The following is a 16,397-nucleotide window of genomic DNA, read 5'->3' on the forward strand; positions in this document are numbered from 1 at the left end:
CGGCCGGCTCCCTGCGCCACGCACGGACTGCCCTCGCCCTGAGGTCTGGCGAGGGGCCGGCGGTGCCCACGGTGACGCACCTGTTCAACGGAATGGAGCCGCTGCACCACCGCTCCCCCGGCGCCGTGAGCGCGTGCCTCCGGGCCGCCCGCGCCGGCGACGCCGTCGTGGAGCTCATCGCGGACAACATCCACCTGCACCCCGACCTCGTCGTGACCATGTTCGAACTGCTGGGCGCGGACAACATCGCCCTGGTCACCGATTCGATGGCGGCCGCCGGACTATCCGACGGCGTGTACTCCCTGGGACCGGCGGAGGTGCGGGTGCACTCGGGAGTGGCCCGCCTGGCCTCCGGAGCCATCGCCGGAGGCACCGCCGGCATGATGGACGTGTTGCGGAACGCCGTCGAGGCCGGAGTGCCCTTCGACCAGGCCCTCCGGTCGGCCACCGTGGTCCCGGCCCGGACCATCGGCCTGGCCGGCAGCGTCGGCACCCTCGCTCACGGCAGGTTGGCCGACCTCGTGGTCATCGATGAGGCGCTGGCGGTCACCGGCGTCATGCGCCGGGGCCGGTGGCTGGGCCGTCACTGAGCGCGGCAGGACCGGGCGGGGATGGAATACCAGCCTGCCGGCCACGTTGTGACTGGTATGCAGCCTGCCTCCCTTCCGGTCTCCATCCTGGACCGCGCCAACGCCCGTGAGGGCACCTCGGCGTCCGCGGCCCTGGGCGCCACCATCCGCCGGCCCGGCATGCCGAGCAGTTGGGCTACCACCGCTTCTGGGTGGCCGAGCACCACGGTGTGCCGGGGATCGCCGGTTCGGCTCCAACGGTGCTGATGGCCGCGGTGGCATCGCAGACCGAACGCATCCGCGTCGGCTCCGGCGGAGTGATGCTGCCCAACCACCAACCGCTGGTGGTGGCCGAACAGGCCGCCACCCTGCAGGCACTTTTTCCCGGCCGGATCGATCTCGGGATAGGACGCTCCGTCGGATTCACGCCGGCGGTACGCTCGGCGCTGCGGCAGGAGAAGGGCGCCGCGGACCGCTTCGGCGAGGACCTGGCAGAACTGATGGCCTATCTCGACGGCAGCGCCGCCGTCACCGCCCGCCCGTACGACGGCGGTGCGACGCCGCTTTTCGTGTTGGCCACCGGCAAGGGGGTGGACATTGCCGCCCAGGCCGGCCTCGCCGTCGTGGTGGGCGGTCCTGCCTTTACCGGACGGGATCCGGAACCGGCCCGCGGGGTTCTGGCTCGCTACCGGAAAAATTTTCGACCCTCCGCCTCATGCCCCGAACCGTACGTGATCGCCTCCGCCACCGTGGCCGTTGCCGAAACCGCCGACGAGGCGCGGGACCTGCTGCTGCCGGAGGCGTGGGCAATGGCGCAGTCCCGCACGCGCGGGGAGTTCCCGCCGCTGGCGCCCGCCGACTCCGTCCGGTCAGCTCCGATGACCTCCCGGCAGGAGCGCCTGGTGGCCGAGTCCCTGGCTGCCTCGGTGCACGGAACCGCCGACCAGGTGGGCCGGCGGCTCGGACGCTTGCTGGAGGTGACCGGTGCCGACGAGCTCATGGTCACCACCAACACCTTCGACACGACCGCGCTGGCCGACACCGACCGGCGGCTTGCCGCGCTGTTGGGCCTCCGGCGTCAACTCAGTTGAACTACTTGGCGGCGGTTGCGGGTCAGGCCCCGGACACGGTTTCGACTTCCACGCGGACGACGTCGAGGAACTTCTGGAACCCCGGTTCTTCCACTGGAAAATGTCCGCATCCCTCGAGCTCAACCAGTCGATGGTTCCCGGCAAGCCGGCTCAGGAACCGGCTGCTTATCCCTGTGGGGGTCCACCGATCCTCGCCCGGATGGACCAGCAGGACGGGCGGTCCGCCGTATGACTCCGGCGGCACTGCCGGGCCGGCCTCTAGGAACGACCGGAACCAGCTCAGTGGCATGGAACCTCCCCCGCCGCGCGAATCGCGCAGGACCTGGGCGGATAGTTCGGGGTCGTTGGAAATCTTCCGCATCGGAGCGACCCACCGCAGCGGAAAAGGCATCCGCTCAGGCGGCCCGCTGATGGCCTTGAGGAAGGGCGCCGCGAGACGGGCCATCCACGGGGCACGCACGAGGGCCGAGCGAACGCCGGGGTCGGTGCCGTCGAGCAGGCACGTCACGATCACCCGGTCGCCCCTGCCGCTCAAGGCAGCCGCATCCAGCGCCAGCATGCCGCCCATACTGGCCCCCAGGAGCAGCAGCGGCCTCTGATCGGCGATGCGCGCCGCCAGGTCCGCCAGAAGCCGCTGCCAATCCTGATACGAAATGCGCGCGCTTCCGCGGGGACGCGTACGTCCATAGCCCGGAAGGTCAACGAGCGTGACGAGGGCTCCCAGTTGCGACAGATGCGCCGCAAAGGGCCACATGGCCGCAGCGTTCCCTCCCCCGCCGTGCACCAGAAGCATCCGCACCGGCGCTTCAGGGGCCCCGACGTGTTCCACGTGTACGTCCCACCCGCGCCAGGCCCAGGTCTCTGCGCGCCGTTCAACCGACGGATCGATTGGACGAACGTAGGGCTCGTACCTACGGTCGGCCGCTGTGAAACCCACGCCCTGATCCTTCCCGACGACGCTCATTTACGCCTGCCCGCCAAACCCAGGTCCGGGCGGAGGGCTCCGGCGGGTGTAGGCGTCAGGGACAAATAGCCGATTCCGGGAAGCGCCTCGCGGAGTCCGGCGGTCAGACGTCGCCGGAGAAGATGGTAACCGTCGACGGTCATGGCCGGGTTCACCACAAGCGTGGCGGAAACATTGAGCCGATGGCCATTCCAGCGAAGCCGCACCTCCGTCAGTCCCTTGACTTCGCTCTCGGCCAGCAGAATCTGTTCGGCACGGTCGACGAGTTCAGGCTCCACGCCGTCGAGCAGGCGGCGGCCGATGTCCCGGGCGGTGCCCCAGAGCAGGACAATGATCGCGGCGGTGATGACCAGGCCAACGATGGGGTCGGCCAGCGGGAAACCGAGCCAGACCCCAATGACACCCAGAACCACGGCCAGCGACGTGAAGCCGTCGGTGCGGGCGTGGATGCCGTCGGCCACCAAGGCGGCCGAGCCGATGCTCCGCCCGACCCTGATCCGGTAGATGGCCACCAACTCGTTGCCGGCAAAACCGACGAGCCCTGCCGCGAGAACCCAACCCAGGTTGTGCAGGGGCTGCGGGTTCAGCAGCCGGTCAATGGACTGCCAGCCGGCACCCAGGGCCGAAAGCGCGATCATGGCCAGGATGAACAGTCCGGCAAGGTCCTCGGCCCGGCCAAAGCCAAACGTATAGCGGCGGGTGGGCTGCCGCGTCCCCAGGATGAAGGCGATCCACAGTGGGATGGCGGTCAGCGCATCGGAGAAATTATGGATCGTGTCGGCCAACAGGGCGACCGAGCCGCTGATCACCACGACAACCAGCTGCAGCACGGCGGTGGCACCGAGCCCTGCGAGGCTCAGCTTTACCGCGCGGATGCCCTTTGCACTGGATTCCAGCGCATCGTCGATGGAGTCGGCGGTGTCGTGGCTGTGCGGGACAAAAAGCCCGTGAAAAAACCCTTTCAGCCCCGTCGGATGATCGTGGTCGTGGCCGTGCGGGTGCTCGCCGTGGCTGTGGCCGTGCCCGTGGTTGCCGTGGTCGTGGTCATCGTCGCTGGGCCCGTGACCGCCGTGGTCGCGCCCGTGCTCGTCTGCTGCCTCTTCGGCCTCGCCGGCTGCAGAGTGTCCGGCCTGCGGATGCGCGCTCATGATGCCTGCGGCCGGGGGGCGCTGTGATGTGCCGGAAGACCACCGAGGGAGTGCTCCGCCTGGAAAACAGCATCGGCAACCAACTGCCGGGCATGTTCGTTCTCCAGCCGGTAGTACACCTTGGTGCCCTCCTGCCGCGCCGCCACGATGCGTCCCAGGCGCAGTTTCGCCAGATGCTGCGATACCGCGGCCGGCGACTTTCCCACCGTCTCGGCCAGTTCGTTCACCGGCAGCTCGGTATCCCGCAGGGCCAGGATGATGCGCACGCGGGTGGCGTCGGCCAGCATCGCAAAGACCTCGACGGCCAGCTCAACATACTGGCTGTCTACGTCGAGCCTGCAACCCTTCTTATCTGCATTCATACGCAGATGTTTGCACAACCCGCCCCGGACGGCAATGGTTCACCGCGGGAGAGTGGTCAGAGGCTGGCGAGGGATTTCGCCTTCCTGGTCTTCAATGATGGTCTGTGCCAGTTCCTTGGCCTGCGGGTTGGAGCCCCGGTCCACTTCCTGCTCGGCCATCTTCACGGTTCCCGCGCGGGCAGAGGCTCTGGCTACTGGATGCGTTCCGGGTCCAGGTCAATCCGCCGCAGCACCTGGGCGTTGAGGGCGACCACAATAGTGGAAACGGACATCAGGATCGCCGCGATGGCCGGGGAGATGGCGACTCCGGCGAAGGCAAGCACACCGGCGGACAACGGCACGGCGATGATGTTGTAGCCCGTAGCCCAAATCAGGTTCTGGATCATCTTGCGGTAGCTGGCCCGGGACAGGTCGATCATCGACAGCACGGACCGGGGGTCGTTGCCCGCCAACACGACGCCGGCAGATTCCATCGCCACGTCTGTACCGGCTCCGATGGCGATGCCCACTTCGGAGCGGGCCAAAGCTGGCGAGTCGTTGACGCCGTCGCCGACCATCGCCACTTTCAGACCGCGTTGCTGCAGTTCGGTAACCTTCTTGTCCTTGTCCTGCGGCAGGACCTCGGCGAAGACCTCGTCGATGCCCAGATCGCGACCCACGGAGTTTGCGACCTGGCGGGCGTCCCCGGTGATCATGGCGACCTTGAGCCCACGCTCCTGCAAGGCCCTGACTGCCGCCCGAGACTCGGGACGCACCCTGTCTTCCAGGGCCAGCGCCCCGATAATCTTGCCGTCGCGAACCACGTGCAGCACACCGGCACCCCGATCCATCCAGGCCGAAGTTTCTTGGGCTACGTCCGCCGCCTCGGCCAGCTTCAACTCCCGGAGCATGTTCGGCCCGCCCACGGAGATGTCGGCCCCGTCCACCACGGCGCGCACGCCCCGGCCAGTGCTGGAGGTGAAGTTGCGGCCGGTCAGACCCAGTCGTGCCGCCTCGGCGTGTTCGGCGGCAGCCCTGACGATCGCGCGGGCGACGGGGTGTTCGCTGTCGGATTCGGCGGCCGCAGCCAGGGCCAGCAGCTCGCCTTCAGTCACGCCCTCCACTGCGGCGACGGCGGTGACCGCGTGTTCGCCTTCGGTCAGCGTGCCGGTCTTGTCGAACAGGACGACGTCGATGGTGCGCATCCGCTCCAGGGCGATGCGGTTCTTGATCAGCACGCCGGAGCGGGCGGCGCGTTCGGTGGAGATAGCGATGACCAGCGGGATCGCGAGGCCGAGCGCATGCGGGCAGGCGATGACCAGAACGGTCACCGTGCGAACGACGGCCTCGTCGGGACTTCCGAGCAGCAGCCAGGCGCCAAAGGTGATGATGCCGGCCACCAGCGCGAAGTAGAACAGCAGGGCAGCAGCCCGATCTGCCAGGGCCTGCGCCCGGGACGACGATGCCTGGGCCTCGGCCACGAGGCGTTGGATGCCGGCCAGCGCCGTGTCGGAGCCCACGGCAGTGATCTGGACCCGCACCGAGTTGTCCGTCGCGACCGTGCCGGCGACCACCGTGTCGCCGGTCGCCCGGCCGACGGTTTTGGATTCCCCGGTGATCATCGATTCGTCGAACTCGGCGCCGCCGTCGATGATCCGCCCGTCCGCGGGCACGCGGGCACCGGAGCGCACCAGCACGATATCGCCGGTGGCGAGGGACCCGACCGGCACGGTGCGGACACTTCCATCGCTGTTGACCACGTCCGCCTCGTCCGGCAGCAGGGCAGCCAGCGCGTCGAGCGCTCCCTGCGCGGAGCCCAGGGCACGCATTTCCATCCAGTGGCCCAACAGCATGATCACGATCAGCAGCGCCAGTTCCCACCAAAAGTCCAGGTCGAACCCGCCGATGCCGAGGGTCGTGATCCAAGAGGCGGCGAAGGCGACCGTGATGGCCATCCCAATCAGCAGCATCATGCCCGGCTGCCGGGACCGCAGTTCATTCACCGCGCCCTTCAGGAAGGGGGTGCCGCCATAGAAGAAAATAATGGTGCCAAGTACCGGGGGGATCCACGCCGCCCCTGGGAACCCCGGGACGGTGTATCCCAGAAGCATGGCAAACATCGGGCTGAAGAACACCACCGGGACCGAAAGGACCAGGGACAGCCAGAACTTGTTCTTGAACATGGCCGTGCTGTGCCCGGCGTGCTGGCCATGCGTATGGACGGCATGTTCTTCGTCCACCGCCGAATGTGCGGGTCCGTCCGGCATGGCCTGCCCGTGCGTTTCATGGTCGGTCATCATCGGACCCTGGCCCTGATGCCGATGCTCCGGGCCAGGTCTTTGGGTGTGCTGGCCGGAATTGTCGAGGTGCTGCGAATGCTCGCTTTTCATGGCTCTTCTTTCGCGGGCGCCCCTGCCTTTGAAGTCGGGGCGGCCCTTCGCGGGAAACCTGATCTTCAGGAGGCAATAAGCTCGTAGCCGGCGTCGGCGATGGCCGACCGAACGGCGGAGTCGCTGACGGGCGATACCGCCAGAAGGGTGACGGTGGAAATGCCGCCGGGAACGAGGTCGACCTGAACGTCCCTCACGTCGTCGAGGGCGCCCAACGCGTCCGTAACGCTGGAGGCGCAGTGTCCGCAGGTCATGCCGGCCACCCGGTACTCTGCCTGAACGGCCGGCACCATCGGCGAAGCCTCCGGCTCGCGGCGCTCGGTCCGTTCTTTCGAGACGCCGGTCGGGGCGCAGCAGGAGCATCCTTGGGCGGACTTGGCGGTCAGGGACAGTTCCCGGTTTAGGGACTCGGCCATGGTGTTCTCCTCACACATCATCGGTGCTGGCTGCGGGAAGTGGGAACGCCAGACCGTCGGAATGACGCTCCGCCGCCGAAGCCGGTGAGAACCTTCACTGCGTTGAAGCCCTGTCGGGCTCGTGACGCTTGTTCCGGTGAGACTGAGGCTATACCCCCCGGGGGTATCTGTCAAGTGGGGATAGCCAGGCCTGGGAATGGTTACCGGCGTGGCCACACTCCCAAGCAGGGGCTACGGTGCATAAGAGGCTGGCGCAGCGGCCCACCGCCGCTGGCCGGAAACCGGACGACGGGAGCAGATCATGACTCACATCAGTTCGATGCTCGATACCTACCCCAAGGACCTGGGCGGCGTGGACCGCCAGAAGCTGGCGGAGTGCATTGCCGCCTGCTTCGAATGCGCACAGACATGCACTGCATGCGCCGACGCGTGCCTCTCGGAGGACATGGTTGCCGACCTCACCAAGTGCATCCGCACCAATCTGGACTGCGCCGACATCTGCGCAGCCGCCGGCCGCGTCCTCTCGCGCCACACCGGCTACGACGCCAATATCACCAAGGCACTTCTGGAGGCCTGCCGGACTGCCTGCCAGGCCTGCGCCGACGAATGCGGGCAGCACGCGGAGATGCATGAACACTGCAAGGTCTGCGCGGAGGCCTGCCGCCGGTGTGAACGCGCCTGTGACGAACTCTTGGCCTCGCTGGGAAGCGGCGCTTCCAAATAGGCCGGCCCACCTCTTATCTCGCGGCAGGCGGCAGCCGCCTGTCGCCGGCCCGGGACTCGGGGCCCGGGGCACTCCCAGCTAGGAGCCGATCTTCAGGCCGTTCCAGCCGCCTACACCTACAGTGGTGCGCTGTTGAATCTTCTTCGGGGAGACCGGGTAAAAGTGCAGGTTGCCTTTCCTGTCGCGGGCGAGGATGCCGGACTGACCGGCGGTCACATGATCCTCGACAGCGGACAGGTGCGTCATGGCATTCCAACCTGACTTGGCGATCACCTTCCGGGTCTCGCTGATGAGCTTGCCTTTGCCGTTGGAACGGTAGAGCTTCAACTGCCCGGCCGCGGTGCGGGCGATCAGATCCATCTTTTGGTCCGCGTCGAAGTCCATGGCCATCACGTCCATGCCCTTCCAGTTGCCGGAGCTCAGCAGCTTCCGCCGGTCGGGGTTTGTGCCGGCGGGATTCGCGTAGGAGTACAGCTTGCCGTCACGGTTCTTGGCGATGATGCCCGGGTACTCGTCGGCGGTCCTCCACCTGGTGACGAGGATGGTGTTGTGCTGCCATCCGCTCGTGCCCAGAGTGGAGCGTTTGAAGCCACCGTTCTTCTGCCCGTAGTCGACGGTGAGCCGGCCGTCCTTCCAGTTGGCGATCAGGTCCTGGATGCCGTCGCCGTTCCAGTCGGCGATCTCCACCGCTCGCGCTGCTCCCCATCCGGCCGAAACGTAGGAGCGCTTGTTCAAGTCCCTCCCCTTGGCTGAGGGGTATAGGTAGAGCTTGCCTGCGGAGTCCACGGCTGCGACATCGCCGGAGTTGGCCTTGGCTGGGGCGACGGCGGCCGGCATGGCCTTCAGGTCGTTGGCGATCAACTTCGGCATGTCATAGGTGTAGTGCGTGACACCCGGGAGGATGGTCATCTTCGTGTTGATGAACCCGAGGCTGTTGTATTTTTTCTCCGCGCTCTGGGCGGTGCCCAGGGCTGACCAGGTTTTCAGGCTGGTGCCGCCGCGTCCGTCGCGGCTGCCGCAGATCCAGTGCAGCTTCATCTTCTTCACCGCCGCGGGAGCGGCTGTCTCCATGCCCGTGTATCCGCCGCCGCCGACGATGGTGGCCCCGCCGCCCTTTATCCACTCCTGGCGGTCTGTGAGGAGCTCATAGGTGATGAACTCGGCTCCGCCGGAGTAACCGTGGAACCAGATGCGGCGGGCATCGAGCTTGTATCCGGCGATCAGTGTTCCGGCCAGTGCCCGGAAGTAGTCACCGTTGCGGTCGGCGTCCTCCCACCAAGTGATGCCGCCCTTCTTGTCGGGGGTGATGACGGGAACCATGATCATGTTCTTCTTGGCGGCCTCGGCCGCCATCTTCTTCATGATGGATCCATTGGGGTGGTGGACATAGGACTGCGCCGGGTAGGAGTAGTCGCCGTGGAAGACGAATAGGACGCCGACCGGCTTCTTCGTATCGATGCCGTTGGCGTAGACGTGGTATTTGCTGCTGACACCGTTTGGAGCGGTGTAGGTCTGGTAGGTCGCGCTGCGCGGTGCCGCGGCTTGGGCCGGAGTGCTGACTACCAAGGCTGCTGCGAGCATAGTCGCCCCGAGGACTGCTCCCAGGAGCGCGCGGATGAGGGCCTTCATCAAACTGGATCCGTTCATAGTGCTGCCGCACTGCGCGAATGCGGGCACGGGTGCTAAGGGATGCAATCGGACGTAAGGGCTCATCCGTAAGGAATCTCGGGAAAGCGTGCCAGTTGCCGCTATCGAACCGCTCTAGCCGAACGTCATAAAGACGCTGGCTCGCAAAAACCGGCCAGAACTGCTCCGTCCTGTCGGCAGCGGTCCGGCCGCCTGTATCCTGCCTCGCTGCGAGATACTCAGGCCCGTCCCTTCAGGATCAGATGCCAGTAGACCTGCGGGAGGATCCGCCGGTCCATCACCCACTGCCAGCGCCGCTCCTTGGCCATCCTCAGGCCCGGGTAGCTCGGTTGGGGGCGATATTGGTCGTCGAACTCAGCAAAGAACGCGGTGCGGCGGCTCAGCGTGAACGGGCAGACTGAGTAGCCGTTGTAGCGCGCGTCAGGCGCGCGCCCGCCCAGAACAGCGGTGAGGTTCTTCGCCAGGACCGTGGTCTGTTTGCGGAGCGCCCCGCCGGACTTGGAGTTCCGTGTTCCGGCGGCGTCGCCGAGGGACCAGACGTTGGGAAATCGCGGATGGCGCAGGGTCTCCGGATCCACCTCGACGAAGCCGCCACTGCTCCCTTTCTGCGGCAGCGACGTGGCCTTCAACCAGTTCGGCGCCGACTGCGGCGGAACCGCGTGCAGCAGGTCGTACCGGACCTCCCGGTTCCCCGACCCGCCGTCCAGCACCAGTGTCTGCGCCGCGGGGTTGACCGAGGCGACGGTGGTGGAGGTCCTCAACGTGATTCCGTACTCGTCGATCTTGCGCTGCAGCTCCCGGTCCACGTCCGGCATCCCGAAGACGGTAGGCGTGGGCACCACCATGAGCACGTTAATGTGCTGCAGCACGCCCTGTTGGCGCCAGTAGTCACAGGCCATGTAGGCAATTTTTTGGGCGGCGCCTGCGCACTTTGCGGGCCCCGGCGGCTGGGTGAATACCGCCGTGCCGGAGCGCAGCCCTCGCACCAGGTCCCATGTCTTGGGGGCAAGTGCGCCGTCGTAGTTGGACGAGCCGTGCGGCGAAACCATGGCCTCGGCCAGCCCCGGGACATCGCCCCAGTCCAACTGCAGGCCCGGGCAGACCACCAAGTGCTCGTAGCCAACACGATCGCCTCCGGCCAGGACGACGACGTTCTCCTCCGGCCGCACATCGGCCGCCTCCCCGCGGATCCAGTCAACCCCCTGCGGCATGACATCTGCCTGGGGTCGGACCGCTTCGGCCATCCGTGCAGCCCCGGCTCCTATATGGGAGAACAGCGGTTGGAAGTAGTGCTGATCCCGAGGTTCGATGATTGCGATGTCCTCGACCTTCCACCGGCGAAGCCGCGCGGCCAGCGAGATTCCCGCATTGCCGCCGCCGACAACCACTATTTGATGGTGCTTGTCCATGTTTCGGCCTTCCGTCGTTGGCGGCCGCGCCCCCGCCGCTGCCGCATTCGCCCAGTCCACAGCGCCCAGGGCCGTCCGTCAAGGCTGGAGCGAGCAGGGACCGGGTCATGAAACGTCGAACGTCGATCTCCAAATCCACCGGTCCGCGCAGGATGTGGCTGGGAGATGGATGCTGCTGCCAAAGCCGAGATGTCCGTTGGCGCCCTAATCCTGCGGCATGACAAGAAAAAGGGTTGGCCTCGAGGCGCTTATCGCTGCCAAGGCGCGTGTGGAAAGTGTCTTGTCTGGGAACCGGGACCAAACAAATCCCGAATCTTCAGTGGAGCTTAGGGGAATCGAACCCCTGACCTTTTCATTGCGAACGAAACGCTCTACCAACTGAGCTAAAGCCCCGAATGCGCGAGTTCACGCGCAATCACACGTGTGTAAGGGTAACGCATCCCCCCGCGTGCACACCAAATGATCTGGACTTTTTTAAGGTGCCGGCCGCGTCGAGCTCCTACTATTACTTCTCCTGCAAAACGGACAGTACGTTCCCGGAGGGGTCCTTGAACCATGCGATGTAGGGGCCTTCTTCGCGGAAGATGCCCTTGTCGTCCTGGGCAAAACCCTCATAACGCTCGAACCGGACTCCCTGAGAGGCCAGTCCGGTCACGGCGGCATCGATGTCCTCCACTTGAAAGTTGAGGATCGTGAAGCTCGCCGGAACGGCGTCAGGCTGTTCATAGACAAGCGTGTCCCGGCCGCCGGCCAGATGCAGCCACATCAGCCCGTACTCCTCGGACGTTTTCAGGCCGAGAATCTCGCCGTAAAAGCGTTGCGCCTCCTGCAGATCATGAACGGCGATACCGCTGTATGCCTTGCTGTTGGTGAGCTTCATGGCTACCCCTCCCGTGTTGACCCGGCCGTGATTGCATGGCTTGTCCCCACGTTCCGGCCGTCGACGCTGGCCGGGGGGGCGACCCATCACAGCGAAGGTTCCTGCCCAACAGTGTTGCAGGCAGGGGGAGCCGGGGAAAGACGTGAGCCCAATCGAGCCCAGGCATCTCATGCCCAACTTGGGATGAAACAGTCACGGCCGACTGCGAGCCCTGCGTCGATTCTCCGAGCCATGGGGGAAAATGAATACTCTTCATTTTACCAATATCGGATAAGAAACTGTTGGGGGATCAATGGTCACACCCTTGGGCGCAGCCCTTTCAAGCGCATGGCTGGGCATGACGAGCACCATCGTCGGGAAAACTGCCGTCGCTGCCGTCGCCGCTGCCGGGATAGCAGCCGGAAGCCTCGCCGTCGTTGGAGCCGTGAATCATGATCAAGGCTCGGTCGTGCGCGTCGTTGACGGCGACACGTTGGTCATCAACTACAACTTCCGGGAAGAAACGGTACGGCTCCTCAACGTCGATACTCCGGAGACCAAAGATCCCAGCCAGCCGGTCGAATGTTTGGGACACGAGGCGACACAGAATCTTGAACAGCTCGCTCCGCCCGGCACGAAGGTTCGCCTCGACTTCGACGTCGAGCGTCACGACCGGTATGGCCGCACGTTGGCGGCAGTCTTCGTCGGCGACTCATTAGTAAACGCCGAGATTGCCAGACGGGGCTTGGGGCACGCTGTCTACTACGAACCCAATCGGAAGTACCTGAGTCAGGTGCAAGCGGCTCAGTCAGAAGCAGCGGGAACAGCGCAGGGCATGTATGACCCGTCGATCGGCTGCACCATTCCCGGACAAGTCCAAGAGGCAATTAAACAAGTAGAGGAAACAGCCGCAGGCAATGCGGCCGACACTTCGTCCGCGACAGCCGAGGCAGTGACCGCCTTGGCCGTGGCCATTGCAGCCGCAAAGTCGATGGACTCCATGCTCCACAGTGCTTCTCACACGGCAGATGCTGTGCTGTGGGCGGCCCTATCCAGCGCTGACCGGAAGCAACTCAGCAGCCATTTGTCGGACGCCATAGAAGTCGGCGAAGCGAAACATCAACAGCTGTCGGTCAAACGCGACAAGCTCAAAGCTGCCGAGGACAAGGCAGCCGCCGAAAAGAAAGCGGCCGAGGAAAAGCGGAAGGCGGAGGCGAAGGCCAAGGCGAAACGGATTGCGGCTGAGAAGAAGGCGGCCAAGGAACGGGCTAAAGCGGAACGGGCAGCGGCCGAGCAAGCGGCAGCACAGGCCGCTGCAGCAGCTGAGGCTGCCCGGCAGGCCGAAATGACGAGACAGGCGCAAATTGCCGAAGCAGAACGGCAGTGGCGTCAACAGCAGCAGGCTCCTGCCCCCGCGCCTCCGGCTTCCAATCCCTACCCTGGCTACACCGGCCCCCGATGCTATGCACCTGGTGGCCAATCGTGGACGCCCTGCCCTTAGCCCCGAAACAAACAGCAAGACCCCTGGCGGTCCGGCATCCGGACTGGCAGGGGTCTTCAGCTGTGTGAACAACAAGGTCGGGGCTTCGCGGGCCCGCAGACACTGCTCCGGCTTCGTGGGCCTGAACCGTGCACCTCAACGGACTGGCAGCTTGTGGCTTCGCCCGATCTGATAGGTATCAGAGCACCTTCCCGACAATCCGTGCAAGCGTGGGGCTTACAATTGATCAGAGTGTTCAAACGGTCGCACGGCGTTCGACAGGAAGTGGTCATTTTGCAGCAACTCGATGCGACGGACCGGCGGATCCTGCTGGCGCTGGATAAGGACCCGCGGATTCCGGTGATGATGCTGGCCCAGCGGCTCGGCTTGGCCCGCGGCACGGTCCATACACGGCTGGAGCGCCTGGCCGCCTCGGGTTGTCTGCGCACGCACTCGGCCCGGGTGCTGCCGGAGGCCTTGAACCGCGGGGTGATGGCCATGGTGAGTGCCGAATTGGATCAGAGCAAGCTCAACGATGCGGTGGAAGCGCTTAGGAAGATCCCGGAAGTGCTGGAATGCCACGCCCCTGCGGGCGATACGGACTTGCTGATCAGAGTGGTGGCCAGCAGCCCGGACGATCTGTACCGGGTAAGCGAAGAAATCCGCTTCTGCCCGGGCATCACCCGCACCTCCACGCAGATGTTCCTGCGCGAGGTGATCCCCTACCGCACTACGGGCCTGTTGAAGCAGGACTGATCGCCTGAAGCCAGAGCGGCACCGCCGCACCGCCGCGCCGGTCTAAAAGAGCCGGTGGCTGGGATTGCCGGCCCGGGGCCCGCTAGAAGAAGAAGTGCGCCAGCACGCCGATCACCCAGACGGCGCCGGCGGCAAACGCACAGCCGAGCTCCACCAGCATGCCCAGGCCCACGGCCTTGAGCGCCGCCCAGCTGGCCCCGACCGCCTGGCCAAAGTCCCGCCGTCGCGCGTATTCGCTGAGCAGTAGCCCGGCGGCAAACCCGATGAACAGTCCGACGACGGGAATTACGAACATCCCGACCACACCCACCAGCACGCCCGCCAGGATTGACCAGTTGGGCACCTGCCGTTGTTTCAGCCGGCGCCCGGTGAGTACCAGGCTGGCCAGCATGCCGGCGGCCACGAACACCATGCCGATCGCGAAGACCACCCAGCCCAAAGTGCTCTGCAGGACGATGGCCCAGACCAGCAGGCTGATGCCGATGGTGATGGTGCCGGGCAGCACGGGGACGACGATGCCGGCAATGCCGACGGCGATGAGCAAACCGCAAAAGACGGTCGCGAGTATCTGGGCTTCCACCCACCCAGCCTACTGGGGTGCGCCGGGTGGATCCGGCAGGCCTAGGTGCGGGCGGGGCTTTGGCTGCAGGGCGAAGCCACGGACGCAGCGCCGGCATCGTGGGCTTCCGCCGGTCCTGAGAGGGCCCTCAGGCGGTCGCGGCCTTGACGAGCGCCTCGACCTTTTCCTCCACTGCCGGGGTCCACTCCACTAGCGCGAACGAGACCGGCCACATCGGTCCGTCGTCGAGCGAGGCCGCATCGTTGAATCCGAAGGTCGCGTAGCGGGCCTGGAACTTGGCCGCACCCTGGAAGAAGCAGACGACCTTGCCGTCCGTGTTGGCGTACGCAGGCATCCCGTACCAGGTCTTGGGCAGAAGCTCCGGCGCGTTCGCGGTGACGAGCGCGTGAATGCGTTCCGCGAGGCCGCGATCGGCGTCGGGCATCTCGGCGATAGCGTTGAGCACGGCGCGCTCGTTGTCGGCCTTCTTCTGACCGCTGCGCCCCTGTGCCTTCAGCTCCTGGGCCCGCTCCTTCATGGCGGCGCGCTCGGCCTCCGAAAAGCCGCCCGCATCGGACTTCTGGTTGGCGCTCATCTCGATCTCCCTTGTACGAATCACGACCGACAGTAGCAGCCACGCAGGGCCCCGGCTTCTCGAATCCTGCTCGGTCCGTGAAAAAACGTAGCCCTCGGCGGGCAATCTGATATACGGTGCAGCGATACCTCGCGGCTACAGGGGCGGGGCTGGTTAACGGAAGGCGCGGGGACATCATGGACGACGCACAGAACCGTCAGGACCTGACCCGGCAAATCGACCAGCGCCGTGATGAGATCAGGGCTTTTCTTCGCCGCGCCCGTCCCAAACGCAACCGCCTGACCAACGTCAGCGTCGTCGGGAGCTCGGTCGTCGCCGCGTTGACGGCGGGCCCGGGCTTCGGCCAGAACAATTTCAACACGGCGGTGGCGGGCGCTTTCTCGCTATCCAGCACCTCGATCGTCTGGCAGGTCATCTGCATCCTGGCGTCGATCCTCTCCCTTACCGCCGCGATTGCGTCCGGCCTCGCCAATTCCCGCAACAGCGCGGAGCAGATCTCGACGGCCGAGTCCGCCAGCGCGCAACTCGACGGGCTGCTGACCGCCCTGAAGTACGGACAGCTGCCGGTCGGCGACGCAGCGCGGCTCTATCAGGAGTACAGCTCGAAGGCAGCCTTCATCGACTAGCCGCTGAGCGCTCGCGGCTACCGCACGCCTTTGATTTTGACCACGAAGACCGCGCCGAGCAGCCCGATCACGGCGGAGAGCACGAACAGCGCCGTGTAGCCGCCGAGGTAGAGCACGGTGGGCGCGGCGATCAACGGGGCGATCACCTGCGGCGACGAGGCGGCGATGTTGATGACGCCCATATCCTTGCCTCGGTCGGCGGCGCTCGGCAGCACCTCCGTGAGCAGGGCGAAGTCGACGGCCAGGAACATGCCGAAGCCCGCGCCGAGGACCATGGCCGCGCCGACCACGGCCGGCCACGCGGGCGTGATGGCCACGATGACCGATGCAGTTGCGATGGTGACCGAGGACGCGATGACGAACGGCTTGCGGCGCCCCACCCGGTCGCTCAGAGGTCCGCCCACGACCGCCATCACCACCACCATGGCCGCATAGACTCCGGTCAGCAGCAGCACGCCGGCGGCCGGGTCCGGATGCCCCACGGCGTCCTGGAGGAAGAAGAACAGGTAGAGGGTGAAGATGTTGTTGCCCAGATTGACCAGGAAGCGGGTCAGCCACGCCCAGCCGAAGTCGGGGTGCTTGGCGGGGGAGATCCAGAAGCCCTTCAGGAAGCCGGGCCAGGCGAAGGGCGGGCGGTCGGCCTTGCGCAACGGGGTGTCCCGGCCCGCGATCACGAATGGGATGATGCTGGCCAGCAGGAACACGGCGCAGTAGATGTAGCCGAGGACGAAGCCGCCGGCCAGATTGGCCAGCACCGCGCCCATCACGATGCCCAGCGTCTGCCCGACGGCGGCCAGCCCGCCGATCTGGCCGCGCTGCCGCC

Annotated in this window: 18 protein-coding genes and 1 tRNA gene; 6 read left to right on the top strand and 13 right to left on the bottom strand. The window is 65.9% G+C overall.

The window, feature by feature from the left end:
• On the top strand, nucleotides 1–590 hold a 590-nt coding region (locus AC5RUJ_RS02980; protein WP_494155592.1), incomplete at its 5' end, for an amidohydrolase family protein.
• Nucleotides 591–760: 170 nt separating this feature from the next.
• Nucleotides 761–1,660, top strand: coding sequence for an MsnO8 family LLM class oxidoreductase (locus AC5RUJ_RS02985; protein WP_494127608.1), 900 nt, complete (start codon nucleotides 761–763; stop codon nucleotides 1,658–1,660).
• 22 nt (nucleotides 1,661–1,682) lie between these two features.
• Here AC5RUJ_RS02985 and AC5RUJ_RS02990 read toward each other — a convergent pair whose 3' ends face one another.
• The 6 genes from AC5RUJ_RS02990 to AC5RUJ_RS03015 form a co-directional block, all read right to left on the bottom strand.
• The gene (locus tag AC5RUJ_RS02990) at nucleotides 1,683–2,597 is read right to left on the bottom strand and encodes an alpha/beta hydrolase (RefSeq protein WP_494074628.1); all 915 of its coding nucleotides are present in this window, start codon (nucleotides 2,595–2,597) and stop codon (nucleotides 1,683–1,685) included.
• Nucleotides 2,598–2,620: 23 nt separating this feature from the next.
• Complete coding sequence (locus AC5RUJ_RS02995; protein ID WP_494127609.1) at nucleotides 2,621–3,772, bottom strand: cation diffusion facilitator family transporter; 1,152 nt, start codon at nucleotides 3,770–3,772, stop codon at nucleotides 2,621–2,623.
• Entirely contained in the window at nucleotides 3,769–4,134 is a 366-nt protein-coding gene (locus AC5RUJ_RS03000; protein WP_494013649.1) for an ArsR/SmtB family transcription factor, read from the bottom strand. Before AC5RUJ_RS03000 ends, AC5RUJ_RS02995 begins: the two co-directional genes overlap by 4 nt.
• A 39-nt stretch (nucleotides 4,135–4,173) precedes the next feature.
• Complete coding sequence (locus AC5RUJ_RS03005; RefSeq protein WP_494074626.1) at nucleotides 4,174–4,299, bottom strand: DUF305 domain-containing protein; 126 nt, start codon at nucleotides 4,297–4,299, stop codon at nucleotides 4,174–4,176.
• A gap of 26 nt (nucleotides 4,300–4,325) precedes the next feature.
• The gene (locus AC5RUJ_RS03010) at nucleotides 4,326–6,503 is read right to left on the bottom strand and encodes a heavy metal translocating P-type ATPase (RefSeq protein ID WP_494127610.1); all 2,178 of its coding nucleotides are present in this window, start codon (nucleotides 6,501–6,503) and stop codon (nucleotides 4,326–4,328) included.
• Nucleotides 6,504–6,568: 65 nt separating this feature from the next.
• A complete protein-coding gene (locus AC5RUJ_RS03015) occupies nucleotides 6,569–6,919 on the bottom strand; it encodes a heavy-metal-associated domain-containing protein (RefSeq protein WP_494127611.1) in 351 nt (116 codons plus the stop codon).
• Nucleotides 6,920–7,220: 301 nt separating this feature from the next.
• Here AC5RUJ_RS03015 and AC5RUJ_RS03020 point away from each other — a divergent pair, with 301 nt between their 5' ends.
• Nucleotides 7,221–7,643, top strand: a complete 423-nt coding sequence (locus AC5RUJ_RS03020; protein ID WP_494127612.1) for a four-helix bundle copper-binding protein — start codon at nucleotides 7,221–7,223, stop codon at nucleotides 7,641–7,643.
• 78 nt (nucleotides 7,644–7,721) lie between these two features.
• On the opposite strand, the gene AC5RUJ_RS03025 is transcribed toward AC5RUJ_RS03020, so the two are convergent.
• The 4 genes from AC5RUJ_RS03025 to AC5RUJ_RS03040 all read right to left on the bottom strand — a co-directional run bounded on the left by AC5RUJ_RS03025 (nucleotide 7,722) and on the right by AC5RUJ_RS03040 (nucleotide 11,579).
• Nucleotides 7,722–9,272, bottom strand: a complete 1,551-nt coding sequence (locus AC5RUJ_RS03025; protein ID WP_494127613.1) for an alpha/beta hydrolase family protein — start codon at nucleotides 9,270–9,272, stop codon at nucleotides 7,722–7,724.
• Nucleotides 9,273–9,508: 236 nt separating this feature from the next.
• Entirely contained in the window at nucleotides 9,509–10,699 is a 1,191-nt protein-coding gene (locus AC5RUJ_RS03030) for an NAD(P)/FAD-dependent oxidoreductase (RefSeq protein WP_494127614.1), read from the bottom strand.
• A gap of 320 nt (nucleotides 10,700–11,019) precedes the next feature.
• Nucleotides 11,020–11,092 (bottom strand) — tRNA-Ala (locus AC5RUJ_RS03035).
• Between the two features lie 112 nt (nucleotides 11,093–11,204).
• Nucleotides 11,205–11,579, bottom strand: a complete 375-nt coding sequence (locus tag AC5RUJ_RS03040) for a VOC family protein (RefSeq protein ID WP_494127615.1) — start codon at nucleotides 11,577–11,579, stop codon at nucleotides 11,205–11,207.
• A gap of 337 nt (nucleotides 11,580–11,916) precedes the next feature.
• On the opposite strand from AC5RUJ_RS03040, the gene AC5RUJ_RS03045 reads away from it, so the two are divergent.
• Together AC5RUJ_RS03045 and AC5RUJ_RS03050 are read left to right on the top strand one after the other, a co-directional pair.
• Nucleotides 11,917–13,059, top strand: a complete 1,143-nt coding sequence (locus AC5RUJ_RS03045) for a thermonuclease family protein (protein ID WP_494127616.1) — start codon at nucleotides 11,917–11,919, stop codon at nucleotides 13,057–13,059.
• A 273-nt stretch (nucleotides 13,060–13,332) separates the two neighbouring features.
• Nucleotides 13,333–13,794, top strand: coding sequence for an Lrp/AsnC family transcriptional regulator (locus tag AC5RUJ_RS03050; protein ID WP_494127617.1), 462 nt, complete (start codon nucleotides 13,333–13,335; stop codon nucleotides 13,792–13,794).
• 82 nt (nucleotides 13,795–13,876) lie between these two features.
• On the opposite strand, the gene AC5RUJ_RS03055 is transcribed toward AC5RUJ_RS03050, so the two are convergent.
• On the bottom strand, nucleotides 13,877–14,374 hold the full coding sequence (locus AC5RUJ_RS03055) for a DUF456 domain-containing protein (protein WP_494024148.1): 498 nt from the start codon (nucleotides 14,372–14,374) through the stop codon (nucleotides 13,877–13,879).
• Between the two features lie 127 nt (nucleotides 14,375–14,501).
• On the bottom strand, nucleotides 14,502–14,948 hold the full coding sequence (locus AC5RUJ_RS03060; protein ID WP_494127618.1) for an iron chaperone: 447 nt from the start codon (nucleotides 14,946–14,948) through the stop codon (nucleotides 14,502–14,504).
• A gap of 176 nt (nucleotides 14,949–15,124) precedes the next feature.
• Between AC5RUJ_RS03060 and AC5RUJ_RS03065 the strand changes: the two genes are divergently transcribed.
• Complete coding sequence (locus AC5RUJ_RS03065) at nucleotides 15,125–15,574, top strand: hypothetical protein (RefSeq protein WP_494013641.1); 450 nt, start codon at nucleotides 15,125–15,127, stop codon at nucleotides 15,572–15,574.
• Nucleotides 15,575–15,591: 17 nt separating this feature from the next.
• Here the strand turns inward: AC5RUJ_RS03065 and AC5RUJ_RS03070 are convergent.
• Nucleotides 15,592–16,397, bottom strand: an 806-nt coding sequence (locus AC5RUJ_RS03070) for an MFS transporter (RefSeq protein ID WP_494155593.1), incomplete at its 5' end; no start/stop codon positions are given.

It is taken from the genome of Arthrobacter sp. Y3223164, from assembly GCF_059091005.1.

What these genes read in the sequence shown, in the direction of transcription:
- AC5RUJ_RS02995 (WP_494127609.1), bottom strand. Translation starts at nt 3,772, where the DNA reads ATGAGCGCGCATCCGCAGGCCGGACACTCTGCAGCCGGCGAGGCCGAA.
- AC5RUJ_RS03000 (WP_494013649.1), bottom strand. Translation starts at nt 4,134, where the DNA reads ATGAATGCAGATAAGAAGGGTTGCAGGCTCGACGTAGACAGCCAGTAT.
- AC5RUJ_RS03010 (WP_494127610.1), bottom strand. Translation starts at nt 6,503, where the DNA reads ATGAAAAGCGAGCATTCGCAGCACCTCGACAATTCCGGCCAGCACACC.
- AC5RUJ_RS03015 (WP_494127611.1), bottom strand. Translation starts at nt 6,919, where the DNA reads ATGGCCGAGTCCCTAAACCGGGAACTGTCCCTGACCGCCAAGTCCGCC.
- AC5RUJ_RS03020 (WP_494127612.1), top strand. Translation starts at nt 7,221, where the DNA reads ATGACTCACATCAGTTCGATGCTCGATACCTACCCCAAGGACCTGGGC.
- AC5RUJ_RS03025 (WP_494127613.1), bottom strand. Translation starts at nt 9,272, where the DNA reads ATGAAGGCCCTCATCCGCGCGCTCCTGGGAGCAGTCCTCGGGGCGACT.
- AC5RUJ_RS03030 (WP_494127614.1), bottom strand. Translation starts at nt 10,699, where the DNA reads ATGGACAAGCACCATCAAATAGTGGTTGTCGGCGGCGGCAATGCGGGA.
- AC5RUJ_RS03040 (WP_494127615.1), bottom strand. Translation starts at nt 11,579, where the DNA reads ATGAAGCTCACCAACAGCAAGGCATACAGCGGTATCGCCGTTCATGAT.
- AC5RUJ_RS03045 (WP_494127616.1), top strand. Translation starts at nt 11,917, where the DNA reads ATGACGAGCACCATCGTCGGGAAAACTGCCGTCGCTGCCGTCGCCGCT.
- AC5RUJ_RS03060 (WP_494127618.1), bottom strand. Translation starts at nt 14,948, where the DNA reads ATGAGCGCCAACCAGAAGTCCGATGCGGGCGGCTTTTCGGAGGCCGAG.
- AC5RUJ_RS03065 (WP_494013641.1), top strand. Translation starts at nt 15,125, where the DNA reads ATGGACGACGCACAGAACCGTCAGGACCTGACCCGGCAAATCGACCAG.